At 35.2% G+C, this 16309-nt stretch carries 17 protein-coding genes; 14 read left to right on the forward strand and 3 right to left on the reverse strand.

Translation table 11 applies throughout. From position 1 onward, the window contains the following. The first annotated feature begins 24 nt into the window (after positions 1-24). From M9C83_00825 to M9C83_00855, 7 genes are read left to right on the forward strand one after another with little or no spacing between them, the layout of a single operon-like run. Positions 25-900, forward strand: a complete 876-nt coding sequence (locus tag M9C83_00825; protein URQ67377.1) for a branched-chain amino acid transaminase — start codon at positions 25-27, stop codon at positions 898-900. 5 nt (positions 901-905) lie between these two features. Beyond that, positions 906-1928, forward strand: a complete 1023-nt coding sequence (gene waaF, locus M9C83_00830) for a lipopolysaccharide heptosyltransferase II (GenBank protein URQ66772.1) — start codon at positions 906-908, stop codon at positions 1926-1928. Then, positions 1928-3028 carry a glycosyltransferase family 4 protein gene (locus M9C83_00835; GenBank protein ID URQ66773.1) on the forward strand — a complete coding sequence of 367 codons (1101 nt, stop codon included), beginning with the start codon at positions 1928-1930 and terminating at the stop codon, positions 3026-3028. The genes waaF and M9C83_00835 overlap by 1 nt, the downstream gene beginning before the upstream one ends. Further along, positions 3028-4533 carry a lipopolysaccharide core heptose(I) kinase RfaP gene (gene rfaP, locus M9C83_00840; protein ID URQ66774.1) on the forward strand — a complete coding sequence of 502 codons (1506 nt, stop codon included), beginning with the start codon at positions 3028-3030 and terminating at the stop codon, positions 4531-4533. Before M9C83_00835 ends, rfaP begins: the two co-directional genes overlap by 1 nt. 2 nt (positions 4534-4535) lie before the next feature. Further along, positions 4536-5750 carry a glycosyltransferase family 4 protein gene (locus tag M9C83_00845; GenBank protein URQ66775.1) on the forward strand — a complete coding sequence of 405 codons (1215 nt, stop codon included), beginning with the start codon at positions 4536-4538 and terminating at the stop codon, positions 5748-5750. Positions 5751-5760: 10 nt separating this feature from the next. Beyond that, entirely contained in the window at positions 5761-6468 is a 708-nt protein-coding gene (locus M9C83_00850) for a class I SAM-dependent methyltransferase (GenBank protein ID URQ66776.1), read from the forward strand. After that, positions 6469-7479: a prenyltransferase gene (locus tag M9C83_00855; GenBank protein URQ66777.1), complete on the forward strand. Its 1011-nt coding sequence runs from the start codon at positions 6469-6471 to the stop codon at positions 7477-7479. A 5-nt stretch (positions 7480-7484) separates the two neighbouring features. Here the strand turns inward: M9C83_00855 and M9C83_00860 are convergent, their stop codons facing one another. After that, positions 7485-8105: a class I SAM-dependent methyltransferase gene (locus M9C83_00860; protein URQ66778.1), complete on the reverse strand. Its 621-nt coding sequence runs from the start codon at positions 8103-8105 to the stop codon at positions 7485-7487. A 111-nt stretch (positions 8106-8216) separates the two neighbouring features. On the opposite strand from M9C83_00860, the gene hldE reads away from it, so the two are divergent. Beyond that, positions 8217-9617 (forward strand): bifunctional D-glycero-beta-D-manno-heptose-7-phosphate kinase/D-glycero-beta-D-manno-heptose 1-phosphate adenylyltransferase HldE, encoded by a 1401-nt coding sequence (gene hldE, locus M9C83_00865; GenBank protein ID URQ66779.1) that lies wholly within the window; start codon positions 8217-8219, stop codon positions 9615-9617. Here the strand turns inward: hldE and M9C83_00870 are convergent. Together M9C83_00870 and rfaD are read right to left on the reverse strand one after the other, a co-directional pair. Then, positions 9614-10582: a hypothetical protein gene (locus M9C83_00870; protein URQ66780.1), complete on the reverse strand. Its 969-nt coding sequence runs from the start codon at positions 10580-10582 to the stop codon at positions 9614-9616. The two genes, hldE and M9C83_00870, sit on opposite strands and share 4 nt — an antisense overlap. Continuing rightward, complete coding sequence (gene rfaD, locus M9C83_00875; protein URQ66781.1) at positions 10569-11534, reverse strand: ADP-glyceromanno-heptose 6-epimerase; 966 nt, start codon at positions 11532-11534, stop codon at positions 10569-10571. The genes M9C83_00870 and rfaD overlap by 14 nt, the downstream gene beginning before the upstream one ends. A 46-nt stretch (positions 11535-11580) precedes the next feature. Between rfaD and waaA the strand changes: the two genes are divergently transcribed. The 6 genes from waaA to M9C83_00905 all read left to right on the forward strand — a co-directional run bounded on the left by waaA (position 11581) and on the right by M9C83_00905 (position 16299). Then, positions 11581-12867, forward strand: a complete 1287-nt coding sequence (waaA, locus tag M9C83_00880) for a lipid IV(A) 3-deoxy-D-manno-octulosonic acid transferase (protein ID URQ66782.1) — start codon at positions 11581-11583, stop codon at positions 12865-12867. A gap of 155 nt (positions 12868-13022) precedes the next feature. Then, positions 13023-13361: a P-II family nitrogen regulator gene (locus M9C83_00885; protein URQ66783.1), complete on the forward strand. Its 339-nt coding sequence runs from the start codon at positions 13023-13025 to the stop codon at positions 13359-13361. A gap of 17 nt (positions 13362-13378) precedes the next feature. Next, the gene (gene amt, locus M9C83_00890) at positions 13379-14602 is read left to right on the forward strand and encodes an ammonium transporter (GenBank protein ID URQ66784.1); all 1224 of its coding nucleotides are present in this window, start codon (positions 13379-13381) and stop codon (positions 14600-14602) included. A gap of 122 nt (positions 14603-14724) precedes the next feature. Further along, positions 14725-14913 (forward strand): helix-turn-helix domain-containing protein, encoded by a 189-nt coding sequence (locus M9C83_00895; GenBank protein ID URQ66785.1) that lies wholly within the window; start codon positions 14725-14727, stop codon positions 14911-14913. A gap of 42 nt (positions 14914-14955) precedes the next feature. Next, a complete protein-coding gene (locus M9C83_00900) occupies positions 14956-15768 on the forward strand; it encodes a hypothetical protein (GenBank protein URQ66786.1) in 813 nt (270 codons plus the stop codon). 192 nt (positions 15769-15960) lie between these two features. Next, entirely contained in the window at positions 15961-16299 is a 339-nt protein-coding gene (locus M9C83_00905) for a P-II family nitrogen regulator (GenBank protein URQ66787.1), read from the forward strand. Positions 16300-16309 lie beyond the last annotated feature (10 nt).

Below are 16309 nucleotides of genomic sequence, written 5' to 3' on the forward strand. Positions count from 1 at the left end.
GGTGAAATTTGGTTTGATGGCGAAATGATAGATTGGCAAGATGCTAATACTCATCTTTTGACTCATACTCTTCATTACGGATTAGGTGTTTTTGAGGGAGTAAGGGCGTATGGCACTGTTAAAGGACCTTCTATATTTAGGCTTCATGATCATACAGATAGGTTATTCAAATCAGCATCTACAGTTAATATGGTGATTCCCTTTTCAAAAGAGGAAATCAATAAGGCTCATGGAGATGTTATAAGAGCAAATGACCTGGAAGAGGCCTACATTAGACCTATGTGCTTTTATGGATCAGAAGGAATGGGCCTTAGAGCAGATAACTTGAAGGTCCATACAATGGTAGCGGCTTGGGAATGGCCTTCTTATATGGAACCTGAAGCCAGAGAAAAAGGTATAAAAGTTAAACTTTCTTCTTTCAAGAGACAGGTAAGGAACCCTGTTGCAAATTCTAAAGTTAATGGTAACTATGTTCACTCAATTGTTGCTTTGAATGAAGCACTTGAGAATGGCTTTGATGAGGCTCTGATGCTTGATTCTGAAGGTTTTATAGCTGAAGGTAGCGGGGAAAATTTTTTCTTGGTAAAAAATGGGATTCTCTATTCTCCTGATCTTGATTCGTGCCTTGATGGCATTACTCGAAGAACAATTCTTACTTTAGCAGAGCAGTTAAATATAGCTTTCATCGTAAAAAAACTGACCTTAGAAGACGTATTGGAATCTGATGAATCTTTTTTTTCGGGCACTGCAGCCGAAGTTGTACCTATAAACTCAATCGATGGCAAACTAATCGGTTCGGGGACCAGAGGTCCAATCACTGAAAAATTGCAAAGCGCCTACTTTGACCAAGTGAGGGGCATCAGAGATGCCAATCATCTTTGGCATACTTATACCAAGTAAGAATCATGAACATTTTAATCATTGGACCTTCTTGGGTTGGTGATTCTGTAATGGCTCAATCTCTCTATATACAGCTTAAAAAAGAAGACCCAAATTGCTATATTGATGTCGTCTCTCCTCCTTGGACTGCACCCATAATGGAGAGAATGCCTCAAGTTGCTAAAAATATATCGTCTCCTTTTTTACATGGCGACATAAAACTGCTTTCAAGAAATAGATTTGGTAAGAGTTTGATGAAGTTTAACTACGATCGATCAATAATATTAACTAATTCTTTCAAATCAGCTTTGGTACCTTATTTTGCAAAAATTCCTATAAGAACAGGATGGTTAGGTGAGTTTAGATATGGTTTGTTGAATGACATAAGGAAACTAGATCCAACTAAAAATCATCTTATGGTAGAAAAATTTGTATCTCTTTCTTTGCAGGATAATAATTATTCTCTAGAAAGTCTTGATTTCCCTTCACTCACAATTGACTTAGTTAATCAAAAAAATGTGTTGACTAAATTAAGTATAGATTCCAGTTTAAGAAGTCTAGCTATTTGTCCTGGAGCAGAGTTTGGCCCTGCAAAGAAATGGCCTCCAGAGTACTATGCTGAAGTAGCACGGGCTTATATCGAGAGAGGCTGGAATATACTTTGTCTTGGGTCTCCTAATGATCAAGAAACAGGAGAGAAAATAGAATCTTTTCACAACTTAGATAAAGAGAACAAGTTTTATAACTTGATCGGTAAAACTTCTTTAAATGATGCAATTGATATATTAGATCTTTGTGACAGAGTTGTTACTAATGATTCTGGTTTGATGCATATAGCTGCTGCAGTAGGAACTCCTTTAGTGGCATTGTACGGACCCTCCTCACCTGCTTATACTCCTCCTCTCACAGACAATAAGAAAATACTAAGGAAAATGGAAGGTTATGAAAAGAAAAGGAAGGGGGATTTAGATAGAGGATATCATCAATCTCTTATGGCAATCAAACCAACTGAAGTTATAAATGCTTTAGAGGAAATACAGAAACTTTAATGAATAAGAAACTGGCACTAGTTTTATATAAATACTTTCCTTATGGAGGACTGCAAAAAGACTTTGTGGAAATAGCTAAGGAGCTTCTTTCAAGAGGTAATATCTTAAAGGTCTATACAAGGAGTTGGGAAGGCGAATTCCCTGATGATCTAGAAATAATTCAACTAGGAGAAACAGGAGTCTCAAATTACTCAAAGAATAAAAAATTTATTAAAAAAGCTTTTAAGGCCTTGGAAGATTTTGAGCCTGATATTATTTTTGGTTTTAATAAAATGCCCGGATTGGATTTATATTTTGCAGCAGACTCATGCTTCGCTTTTCAGTCTCAGTCTAAGCCTTTTTTACAAAGATATACTAGAAGGTTTAGACAATCTATTAAATATGAAGAGGAAGTCTTTTCTAGGGATGTATCAACTAAGACACTCTTACTTAATAATAAGCAACTGAATGAGTTCTCGAAGTTTTATTCAACCCCATCTAATAGAATGACATTAGTGCCTCCTGGAATCGATAGAGACTGGAGCACATATAAACCTATTAATATTCGAGAGAGATTAAGCATACCTCCGGAAGACAAGGTCCTGCTTTTTGTTGGTTCAGATTTTTCTAGAAAAGGATTGGATAGAGCTATTTTGGCGCTTAGCTATTTACTTAAGAAAAAAAAATCTGCTACGTTAATAGTAATTGGGGATGATGACCAAGCTCCTTATAAGAAGCTTCTTCAACACGAATCACTTGATAAAAAAGTTTGTTTCATCGGACCTAGCCTGGAAGTGGCATCATTTATGAAATCAGCTGATCTTCTAATACATCCAGCAAGAGAAGAGGCAGCTGGTAATATAATAATAGAAGCTATTGTATCAGGACTGCCTTCGGTAGTTACAGAATCTGTTGGGTTCTCTAGCGAAGTACTAAAACATCAATCTGGGGAAGTATTGAAAGGGGATTTCAACCAAGACAATTTTAATTTATTGGTGGCTGATACCCTTGCTGATGAAAAACTATCCGTTATTAAAGAATCTATTCATAATTTATCTGATTGTGATTATTTTTTCTCTCGGTTTAAATACATAGCAGATTACATAGAAAAGGAATTTTAATGGACAAGGTAAAGTTTCTTAATGATGACCTAAAGCATTTCTTTACTGACAAACCCTTCGAATTTGCCAATCACTTAGATGGAGATATTTTCAGGAAATATGAAAATAGAGTTACAAAAAGATTTGAGCTCAAACAAAAAAATTACTTTATAAAAACTCACGGACCAGTAGGGTGGAAGGAAATTCTTAAAAACCTTATACAATTTAAAACACCTGTTATAGGGGCAAAGAGAGAGTACCAAGCGCTAAATCATTTATCTAAATATGATGTTAAATGCCCTGAAGTCAGGGGATTTGGACTTAGGGGTCTAAATCCAGCCGACTCGTCATCTTTTCTAATTACCAAAGAACTCCATAACACCATATCGTTAGAAGATTTTTTCTTTAAAAGAATCCACGAGGAGCTTTCTTTTAAAGACAAAAAAAATTTGATTATAAAAGTGGCTTCTTTGATTCGCAGAATGCATGCAACAGGCCTCAATCATAGAGATCTTTACCTTTGTCATATTCATATTCAGAAAAATACAGATATCAATGAAGTTGACTTGTCTTTAATAGATCTTCATCGAGCTCAAATCCGGAGTAAGGTTCCTCTTAGATGGCTAGTTAAAGATTTAGGCGGTTTTATACATTCAGTTTTACAGTTCAATTTGACTGAAAGAGATTTTTACAGATTCTTCATGACCTATTTCGATTGTTCCTTAGAATTATTGTTACAGACACATCAAAAATTACTTCAAACAATTTTAGACAGGGCATTTGAGATGTACTTAAAGCCACAGGTAAAGGGTATTTCTCTAAATTTAAGAGATAAGGAAGTAAACGAATCTGGGTTCTCCAAATATATTGAAGACAAAAGAAGATTTGTAATAAGAAAGGATAAAGAACTATTTAAAGATCAGATTCTTAAGTTTCTAGATGACGAGGAAAGTTTGATTAATTCAGGCGAGGTTATCAAAAATGAAAGAGGTCATCTGGTAGTAAAGCTAAAATTAAAAGACCAATATTTCTACTTTAAAAAATATCGAATAAAAAATATCTATCATGGATTTACCAGACTGCTGAAACCTACTCGCGCTAATAATTCTATGAAAGCTACATTTTGGTTTAATGCCGTGGGCATAAAAACTGCGACCCCAATCTTATTTTGTGAGGATAAGGGTTTTCTTGGGGCTAGAGCTTCCTACTTAATCACTGAATCTATAGTAGGCAAGAGTTTAGATGATGCACTCATGATAAAGGATAATCATATTAGGGTGATTTCATCTATCGAAGCCTTTTTTAAGAGGATCAACTGGATTGGTTTCTGCCACGGAGATGCAAAGACATCCAATTTCTTTATGGATAAAAGCTTAATAGCTTTTGATCTTGATTCGTCTTGCCAAAGTTTTATGCATCCTTTTCAAAGAAAAACCTTATTACGTGATAAGAAGCGAATACTTAAGAGTCTTAAGGGTTACAATGCAATCTATTCCAAATTATCTAAAAGATTTCATAGGAGTTAAGATTGAAAGTTGGACTGTTAAGCTACAGAAGCCATCCTTATTCAGGCGGACAAGGAATTTATATTAAACACTTGAGCAAGGCTCTAAAAAATCTAGGTCATGAGGTTTCTGTGCTCTCTGGCCCTCCATATCCTGAGTTAGATTCCGGAGTAAATCTTATTAAAATACCAAGTCTTGGACTCTTTGAGAGTGGTGATAGGCTCAAGGCATTCAGATTAAGATTCTTGTGGAGTCCAATAGATCTCTACGAATGGATAACAGTTATGACTGGTGGATTTCCTGAGCCTTACACTTACGGCAAAAGAGTTTTAAAGAGACTCAAAGAAAATAATCTTAAATTGGATGTATTATTGGATAATCAATCCTTATCTAGCTCTTTACTGGAAATTCAAGCACATTATCCGTTGGCAGTAACAATTCATCATCCAATAACTAAAGATCATAAATTGGAAATGCAAAATGCAATTAATTGGAAAGAAAGGTTATCTTCTTCAAGATGGCATAACTTTTTACCTATGCAAAAGAAAGTTGCTCCTCAATTAAAAAATATTATTTGCGTTAGTCAGCCTTCTAAGGAGGATGTTATTTCTGAATTTAAGGTAGATGAAAAAAAAATAACAGTGATACCGAATGGTATAGATATAGGGATTTTTAAACCTTCCTCAATTAAAAAGTCTTTTAGCTTCAGGATTGTGACTACAGCTAGTGCTGATATACCTCTTAAAGGTTTGAGGCACCTAATATTGGCTTTACCTAGAGTTATGAGACAATTTCCTCTTACCTCTCTAACTGTAATTGGTAAATCTCCTGATAAGAGTAATCTCAACAACTTGATAGACGATCTTGATTTAGAAGATAAAATTACTTTCAGATCTGGTATCTCTGAAAAAGAGATTGTTAAAACTTACCATGATTCGGATATCGCAGTTATACCATCTCTATACGAAGGTTTTGGGTTTGGTGCAGGTGAAGCTATGGCTTGCGGAGTACCATTAATTAGTACAGATTCAGGAGGACTTAAACAAGTTATTGGCGATGCAGCACTCAAGATAAAACCAGGTTCTGTGAGTGAAATTGAAGAGGGTATTTTGAAACTATTCACTGAGGAAAAAATAAGGCAAGAGTTAGCCGAAAAAGGTAGAGAAAGAATGGAAGAGTTTTTCGATTGGAAAATAGCTGCATCAGCTTATATAGAAGTATTCAAGAAGATAATCTAGTTATCAAAATATGCAAACTATAAGATTCAAAAGCTTAAATTTATCTAATGATGATTTTCTTCTTGATATGGGTTGTGGTGAAGGCAGGCATTCAATTGGAGCTTACATAGAAACAAAAGTGAATGTCTTAGGTTTTGATCTCTCGATTAATGATCTGAAAATAGCCAGAGGCAGACTAGATGATTTCGATACTTCTAATATTCAATCCTTATGTCAGTTTGGAAGAGCAGATATCATCTCTTTGCCATTTGCAGATTGTTCCCTTGATTCTGTAATTTGCAGTGAAGTTTTAGAGCATGTTGATTCACCGCAAAAATCTATAGAGGAATTAATTAGAGTTTTAAAGCCAGGGGGAATCTTGGCCCTAAGCGTACCTAGATATTTACCTGAATTAATTTGTTGGAAACTTAGCAAAGAGTATCCAAAAACTCCTGGTGGTCACGTAAGAATATTTAGGCATAATCAACTTAAAACCTTAGGAACTGAAAACGGATTAGAGTATCAAAATTTCCATTGGGCTCATGGACTACATTCTCCGTACTGGTGGTTACAGTGTTTGTTTTGGAAAACAAAAGAAAAGTCTTATATCGTTAAGCAATATCATAAATTATTGGTATGGGATTTAATGCAACAACCCCTTATAACAAGAATTTTGGAGAAATTCCTTCAGCCCTTAATAGGAAAAAGTCTTGTTATGTATTTTAGGAAACCCATTTAAATGGATAGCTCAAAAATCGAATTTTACAAAAGATCAGTAGAATATATCTTAAAAGTCCAAAACCAGGACGGATCTATTCCTTGGGAAGTAAATAAAAAACTTGATCCATGGGATCATATAGAGGCTGCCATGGGGCTCTCAATCGCAGGAAAGAAAGAAGAGGCTGAAAGTGCTTTTTTATGGTTAAAGGCAAATCAGCTGTCCGATGGCTCATGGTATTCTGAATATTTGATGTCTTCTCCTGTCACCAAAAGAAAGGAAACCAACTTTTCGGCCTACATAGCAACAGGTCTGTGGCATTATTATTTAATTTTTGAAGATAAAAATTTCTTAAAATTTATGCTTCCTACAATCACTAAATCTGTAAACTTTGTAACCTCAATGCAAGCAGAACAGGGAGATATTTATTGGGCTTCAGAAGAAGATAAGGAAATATTAGATGATTCACTAATAACAGGCAGTAGCTCAATTTATAAAAGTTTAGAGTGCGCTTCAGCCATATTTAATCTTCTGGGTGAGTCTAGCTTACAGAGCGATATTTCAAAAAAAAATTTAAAAAATTCAATTCTAAATAATCCTGAAAGATATGATAGAAACTGGGATAGTAAGTCTAGATATAGTATGGACTGGTATTACCCCATCTTATGTGGTCTTTATGATGATAAAAAAAGTATAAAAGATATTGAGACAAAGTGGTCAAAATTCATAGTCGATGACATGGGTTGCAAGTGTGTTGAAGAAGAGCCTTGGGTTACTGTTGCAGAAAGTTCGGAACTCGTTGTGGCTCTGGTGAAGATTGGCTTGAGGGAAGAGGCACTTAAAATTTTTAATTCTTTACATCAATGGAGAGATAAGAAAGATGGACTCTATTGGACTGGCTATGTATATAAAGATAAAAAGTTTTGGCCAGTAGAAAAGCCTACTTGGACTGCTGGTGCAGTTTTACTGGCAGCTGATGCTCTTTATGAATTTACTCCTGGCTCTGAGCTGTTTCTGAGATCTTGGTCTTAGAGATATTACTTTATCTTTCTTAATATTCTTAAAGATCCTACAGAATCTATTTCTTCGAAGTTACCACTTTCAAGAGCTTTTATATATATATTATAGGGAGGTCTACCTCCATCTTCTGGGTTAGGAAAAACATCATGAATTGCCAATACTCCCTCATCGTTCAACCTTACTGACCACAGTCTATAATCATTTTGAGCTGCCTCTTCACTATGTCCACCGTCTATAAAAATAAAACTAAACTGTAAGTTAATATTTGCATAAGCTTCTTCGGATGTTGAAACCACAGGTATTACAACACCTTCTAAGTCAGATTTACGAATGGTGTCTAGAAAGAAAGGCAAAGTATCTATTCCCTGTCTTGTTTTATCAATCAGATCAGGGTCATAGTATTCCTCTCCTGGTTGTTGCTCTTCCGACCCTTTGTGATGATCTACGGAATAGAGTTTTTCATCATTCTCTTTTGCAGCTAAACCTATATAGACAGCTGATTTTCCGCAATAACTTCCAATTTCAAGTGCGGGACCTCCCTCAGTTGCTGTTTTTGAGTGAGTGTATAGAGCTTCTCCTTCTAATGGATCAAGAAAGCCTTTCACTTTTTCTATATCAATAGGAAGATTTAATTTCATTAATTTATGAGATCATTTTGAATTCGACATAACTTACTAAAATAGTTAAATCAATAATATAGAACAGCATATTGATCTCAAGGTATATAATTAACTCATATGGTTCTTAAGATGTTAAATAAAGGACACGTCCTTGTTTTTGGAGATATCATTTTAGATAGATATATTTCTGGAAGTGCAGACAGAGTTTCTCCCGAAGCACCTGTGCCTGTTCTCAAACCATCTGCTGAAGAGATCAGATTAGGCGGGGCAGCAAATGTTGCTTTGAATCTATCAAGTCTCGGTTCTAATGCAACATTAATAGGAGTGACTGGAAAAGATTCTCCTTCGACAGAGATTATTGATCTACTTAAGAAGAATAATATTAAAAAAGCTTTAAGCAAATCTGATCATCCTACAATCTCAAAGATAAGAATCCTGGCATCCCAGCAACAATTAATAAGAATAGATAACGAAGAAGAATTTTCTGAAACAGACTGGCAATCAAGTTTATCTCATTATAAGAAGCACATAAGTTTAAAAAAAAATAAGGTTCTTATAATTTCTGACTACGGCAAGGGTACCTTAAAGAATATCCCGCTAATCATTAGAGAAGCAAAAAAAACAAAAAAAATTATCTTAGTTGATCCCAAAGGAGATGATTTTGAGAAATACAAGTCAGCTGACATTATCACCCCAAATCTTTATGAATTTGAAAGGGTAGTTGGAAAGATAAGTAGCGAATCTGAAATTACGAAGAAAGGTAAAGATCTGATAAATTCTCTAAGACTAAATTCACTTTTAATAACTAGAGGTTCAGATGGGATGACACTCTTAGACAAAAGAAATGGAAAAGTAATTAGAGAGGATTTTCCTACAGAAGCAAGAGATGTATTTGATGTTTCTGGAGCTGGCGATACAGTTATTGCTAGCATAGCAGCTGGGCTAGCAGGAGGTTTTAATCTTTCAGATTCAATTCGATTGGCTAACATAGCTGCAGGGATAGTCGTTGGTAAATCTGGCACAGCTACAGTCAACCAGGCTGAGTTAGTTCCTTACTTAGGACTTTCTGAATCTTATGTTACCTCTAGTGAAATAAAGGTTTATTCACAAGACCTTCATAAAAGAGACAAAAAAATAGTCTTTACTAATGGATGTTTTGATATTTTGCATGCTGGTCATGTTGAGTATCTTGCAGCTGCAAAAGAAATGGGAGACAAACTTATAGTTGCTATAAATACCGATAGATCAGTTCGTAAATTAAAAGGTTCCAGAAGACCAATTAATACACTGGCTCATAGAGCTAAAGTTTTAGCTTCTTTACAATGCGTAGATAAGGTAGTTTTTTTTGATGAAGAAACCCCAATCAAGCTAATTAAAACTATTAAACCAGACGTACTTGTTAAAGGAGGGGATTACAAAATTAAAGATATCGTCGGCTATAAAGAGGTTACCAAGTCTGGAGGTTCTGTAGTCACAATTCCTTTATTTGATGGATTATCAACTTCAAAGATAATTGCTAAGACACTTTAATCTTTTTTTCGATTAAGTCTTCTCCTTTCTCTTCTTCTTTCTCTGCTTGTCCACTGAGGATAAAGGGATTCAACTTGTCCAGACTTAAATCGTCTATGCATCCAGAGATAACCACTTGGATCTTTTTTAATGAACTCTTCATAAGTTTTGTTCATTTCAAATAAGAACTCCTCTTCGCTGGAAGAGGAATCAATATTTTTGATTTCAATTTCATATGTATCATCTATTTTAGAAACATTAGCAAAAACTATTTTTATCTCTTTTTTGAGAAATAGAGCAGGAAAAGTAACTGTTGCTGCAGTTTGTCCAAAGAAAGGAACCATTTTGGATACTTTTAGGCCATAATCTTGATCCGCTGCATATAAGAAATTCTTACCAGATCTGATCCATCTAACAGCCTTCAACGCTTCTCTATTTGTTAAGGAGCTCTGAATATAATTGTTTCTTGCTCGCACCATCACATAATTAATGACTTCATTTGTCTGAGATTTATACATGCCAGTAAGGTCAAAATGCTGACTCAATAAACGAAGATCTAATTCAAGATGGGTGGAGTGTTTTATAAGAACTAGTGCGCCAGTTTGTGTATCTTCCAATAACCTTTTGTTTAATACTCTGGTATTAAGTTTTTTAATTCTCTCATCAGAAGACCACCAGGCTATAGCCATCTCAAAAATACCTCTGCCAACGGCTCGGAAGTTTTCTTTAACTAATTTATCTAATTCATTATCTTTAATATCAAGACAAAGTTTTATATTTATTTCACTTATCTCTCTTCGGTGGGGACTGACTGTATATATTAAGTTACCAATTCCAACACCTAAATTCATTAGAATTGAATAAGGCAGATAGGATGTAAGTCTTAGTAAGCCAATACCTAGCCAAGTAAGTAAACTTTTTAAGGATGAGAGAGCTCTTATCAGGTTTGGCTCTGTCTCCTCTGGTAAGGATTTAAGATGGTTCATTTTTTGGCCAACTTTCAAGTCTGTCTAAATATTTCTTTACACCTTCCTGAACGTTCAAGAACTCATCCTTATAGCCAGCTTCTCTCAATTTTGAGATATTAGCTTGAGTGTAGCTTTGATATACACCTTTTAGCTTCTCAGGAAAAGGAACGTAACTTATCTTGCCTCTTTTATTCCAATTTATTACTGAGTGAGCTACTTCATTGAAAGTCTGGCTCTTACCTGTTCCTATATTGAATATACCTGATACTTTTTGATTTTTTAGAAACCATAGATTCACTTTAACTACATCCTCAACATAAATAAAATCTCTTCTTTGTTCTCCATCGTCATAACCTTCAGAACCCTCAAATAATTTAATCTCCTCATTTTCTTTAAGTTGATTATGCAAATGGAAAGCAACGCTTGCCATAGTTCCTTTATGTTGTTCTTGAGGACCATACACATTGAAGTATCTCAAGCCAACTATTTGTGATTCGCTTTTGATTAATTCTTGTCTTACCAACTGATCAAATTTAAATTTAGAGTATGCGTAAAGGTTTATTGGATCTTCGTATTCAACAGATTCTTTAAAAATTTTCCCCGCTCCATAGACAGAAGCAGAAGATGCATAAATCAGAGGCGTTTTAGTTTTTTGTGAAAAATTCAAGAGCTCTTTAGAATATAACAAGTTGTTTTTGTATAAAAAATCAGCATCCCATTCCATTGTATTAGAGCAAGCTCCTTCATGAAAAACAGCCCTAATTTTTGTCCCATCAATCTCATTATTCATAATCAAATTAATAAATTCATCTATATTTAGGAAGTCCTGAACATCACAATGGGCAATATTTTCTTTAAGCTCTGGATCGTCTTGATCATCGACTGCAATAATATCCTTATACCCAATTTCATTGAGACCTTTTATTAAGTTGGATCCAATAAATCCATTACTTCCAGTTACAACTATCACAATTTAAATTTTAATTTAGGACTATCTGCTATGGTAGCATACGCTTATGCCAAGAAACCTTTATACGGCTTTATTTTGCTTATTGTTGCCTGTTTATTTTGCTAGGTTATGCTGGAAGGGCTTGTCCAATAAAGACTATTTTTTAAGATGGCCTGAAAGGCTTGGGTATAGTTCAGCACTTCCTTCTAAAGATAAATCAATCATCTGGATTCATGCTGTGTCCGTAGGAGAAGTAAATGCGTCCATGTCATTATTGAGAAGTTTAATTACTGATTACCCTTATTCTGAAATACTTGTAACAACTACCACACCTACTGGATCAAAACTTTTAATTGAGAGACTTGGAAATAAAATAAAACATCAATATTTACCAGTAGATATACCTTTTTTTATAAATTCCTTTTTGAATAAATGGAATCCCAAAATTTTGATACTTTTAGAAACCGAGATTTGGCCAAATCTAATAAACATATGTAAGAGTAGGGGAATCTATTCAGCTTTAGTGAACGCCAGACTTTCTGAGAAGTCAAAAAAAAATTATCTTAATTACAGTGCTTTAATTAAACCAGTAATTGAAAAAATAGACCTAATACTTGCGCAGTATGAATCTGATAAGAGACGTTTCCAAGAAATAGTAGAAAGAAAAGATATTAATACCTGCGGAAATTTGAAGTTTGATCAAGATGTCCCGCCAGAACTTGAAGATATATCAAAATCAATCAAACAAGATTGGTCGATTGATGGAAAATATAGACCAACATTAATTGCAGCAAGTACTCATGAAACAGAAGAGGAGGAGGTCTTAAAAGCTTTTCAGCAAATCCTCAAGAGCTATCCAAATGCTCTACTTATTATCGTGCCAAGACATCTTGAAAGATTTGATAAAGTAAAAAAATTAATCAATACCTCTGGTTTAACTTTAGCTTCGCGTTCAAAGAAAGACGAAGTGAATAGGAGTACTCAGGTGTTACTTGGAGACACCATTGGAGAATTAAATTTTTTGTATTCCTTATCAGATGTAGCCTTTGTGGGTGGTAGTTTAATCGATCACGGTGGTCAAAATCTTCTAGAACCAGCAGCTCAAAGCTTAGCACTTCTATCTGGTCCGAGTTTGAGAAACTTTTCAGATATTTCAGAACAACTTAAACAAAATGAAGGTCTCAAAATAGTAAATGATTCAAGAGAACTTTCAGATAGATTCATTGAATACATTGCAGACTACAAAGCGAGGGAAAGGGCAGGAAATAACGCATTAGAAGTATTTATTAAAAATAGAGGAGCTCTAAAGAATATTAGCTATCATTTAGATCTTTTATTGAAGGAAAGGATATAATTTGCCCAATTCTAGAACTTTTCTCTCCAATTTAGCACTCTCTTAGAACATCAAAATAGAAATTGCACTAAATTCTGCTTAAATTCACTAGTTTTTTCTGGCATTTGGATTGCATAAAAAGTTATGTATTATTTTTAATATAAAGGAGAATTAGTATGAAATTAATAACTGCGGTTATTAAGCCTTTTAAACTCGATGAAGTTAGAGAGGCCCTCTTAGCAGTGGGTGTATCTGGTCTCACCGTCACGGAGGTAAAAGGTTACGGCAGGCAAAAAGGTCATACAGAACTTTACAGAGGTTCAGAATACGAAGTTGACTTACTTCCTAAAACGAAGATAGAGATAGCTGTTTCTGATAACAATGCTGATGATGTCGTTGAAGCCATAAGTACTTCTGCTAATTCAAACAAAATAGGTGATGGAAAAATTTTTGTTGTTGATCTAAATCAGCTAATACGTATTAGGACTGGAGATCTCAACGAAGACGCGTTGTAAAAATTTAAGGAGAAAAAATGACAGAATTAGAATTCGCGCTCAATACCTTCTACCTTCTAATGAGTGGAGCATTTGTCATGTGGATGGCAGCAGGGTTCACAATGCTAGAAGCTGGATTGGTAAGATCAAAGAATGCTGCTGAGATAGTAACTAAGAACTTAGGATTATTCTCAATAGCTTGTGTTATGTACTTAGTATGTGGTTTCTTTATCATGTACCCTGGCGATTCAGCTGTATCGGCTTGGGTCCCTGGATTTAGCTTGTCCTATTTAGGACTGGGAATGGGTGATCAAGATATGTCCTATGGATCATATTCAGAAGCTTCTGACTTCTTTTTCCAAGTCGTATTCGTAGCTACAGCTATGTCTATTGTCTCGGGAGCAGTTGCAGAAAGAATGAAATTATTACCATTTTTCGCATTTGCTGTAATCTTGACTGGTTTTATATACCCAGTCCAAGGATACTGGAAATGGGGCGGCGGTGGCCTTGATGCTCTTGGCTATACTGACTTTGCAGGTTCAGGGGTAGTTCACCTTTGCGGTGCGGCAGCAGCACTTGCTGCGGTAAGCATTTTAGGAGCTAGGAAAGGAAAATATGGAGCTGACGGTTCTGTATATGCTATTCCTGGTTCAAATATACCCATTGCAGCTTTGGGTGCATTAATTCTATGGCTTGGATGGTTCGGGTTCAACGGTGGCTCTCAACTAGCAGTCAATACTGCGGCTGATGCTATTGCTGTTGGCCAAGTATTCATGAATACAAATATGGCAGCAGCTGGAGGAGTTTTAGGCGGACTTTTTGCTAGTAAAATATTTAGTGGAAAAGCAGACGTTACTATGGCAATAAATGGAGCCATTGCGGGTTTAGTTGCTATTACTGCAGCACCAGACACACCAACAGGCGGTTTAGCAACATTGATAGGTTTAATTGGTGGCGTAATAGTCTATTTCTCTGTAGTCATATTAGACACTAAACTAAAAATCGATGATCCAGTAGGTGCTATATCTGCACACGGAACAGTAGGAATTTGGGGAATCATGGCAACACCATTATCTGGTGCAGGTGCTTTTGGAACTCAATTCATCGGTGTGATAGTTATTTTTGCTTGGGTCTTTATAACAAGCTTTATAGTTCTCAAAGTCATTGACAGTATTGTTGGAATTAGAGCGACTGATAATGATGAAGAGATCGGCTTAGATAAATCTGAAATTGGTGTAGAAGCCTACCCTGATTTCAAATAATGCTGCGTACCTTTATGCCTAAATTGGCATAGTAAAGATGGGCAATCCTTAAGTGGATTGCCCCTTTTTTTTGAGTTTAAAAGGAATTAAATATTAACAAGGATGTTAACTCAGGAATAAAAATGGATATGAATATAAAATTAATTAAACCAAAAGACGCTGCAGAAATTTTAATGTGTAGCGAGAGAACATTGGAAGCTTGGAGAAGAGAGGAGAAAGGTCCTAACTATTACAAGATTGAAGGTAAAATTTTATATGAACTAGAAGAACTTTATCAATTCATTAAGGTTTCAAAGGTTTCTGTTTCTTAGTAATAGAACAACAATTAACAATATTTATTTAGGAGAGGTAATATGTTTAAAAACAAAATTTTAGGGTTCTTTTTAGTACCTTTTTTAGCTTACTCTTGTTCAGAAAGTATAAAAGAAGTTAACTTAAGTGACTCAGCAATTAATACTGGATATGTTGAATACTTGTTTTGCGACTTTGGCCCCGATATGAGCCAAGAGTCTTTTTCTGAGATGCTTGTTGAGTGGAATGAGATACTTGATGGGCTTGAGACTGCTGTACCTATGTCTGTAGGGCTTGTTCCACGAACAGAAACGGATCTATATGATGGTATGTGGACTCTTGTTTGGCAATCTGAAGAACAAGCAAAAGCTGGTTGGGAAGAATGGATAGCAGGACCTGCAGCATCTTGGACTGATAAAACGAGCAGTATCATATCTTGTGGAGCTTCCGATAATGGTGAAGAAGCCAACTATGGTTTTGATGTAAATGTTTATAGAGCTGCCACTGAGCCTGATTCTGAACCAGGTGGAGTCGTAGGTTTCATGTTTTGTAGTTTCACAGATAGCTTTGGAAAGGCTGATTTACTTGCAGGTTTAGATACTTTCAACAGCTGGATTGAAACTGGGCAAGAAAATGCTGGAACAGGATCTCCTTATTTCTACACAATTCATGTGCCAGATTTTGAAACTCCTATCCCGGGATCGTCAATAGGTTCTTACGATTATGCTTTTCATCAATTTTGGGATTCAGAGGAATCAAGAGAATTAGGTGCACAGCTCTTTGAAGAAACTGCTCCAGAAGTAGAAGGGCCTGAACCTGACTGCAGTGAAATGCTTCTATTTGATTCAGTACCATTTAGAACACCACAAGTTTAGTAAATAAAAATATAAGTAAAAAAGGTGCAACCAATGCACCTTTTTTTTTAATTCTTAAAAATTACTTCAAAATACTATAAAACACTATTAAATATGTTTTTGAACTATAATCCACAATTTAATACGTTGGATTCTTATTTTAATAGTAAGTATTTAGTCTATAGTGAAAGGAATAAATAATAGGAGTTTTTAATGAAATTAATAACAGCAGTTATCAAACCTTATAAGCTTGATGAAGTCAGAGAGGCTTTATCTGAAGTAGGTGTCACAGGCCTCACTATTACTGATGTTAAGGGTTTCGGAAGACAAAAGGGTCATACCGAACTTTACAGAGGTTCTGAATACGTCGTAGATTTTTTACCAAAAACTAAGATAGAAGTTGCAGTTAGTGATGATAACACTGAGAAAGTAATAGATGCGATATCGCAAATTGCGAATACTGGAAAGATAGGAGATGGAAAAATATTTGTATCTTCTCTTGAGCAAGTTGTAAGAATTAGAACTGGAGAGCTTAATGAAGATGCCTTATAAACTGCAGGTG

This window comes from SAR86 cluster bacterium (genome assembly GCA_023703575.1).
In the GTDB taxonomy this organism is placed as follows: Bacteria; Pseudomonadota; Gammaproteobacteria; order Magnimaribacterales; family Magnimaribacteraceae; genus Magnimaribacter.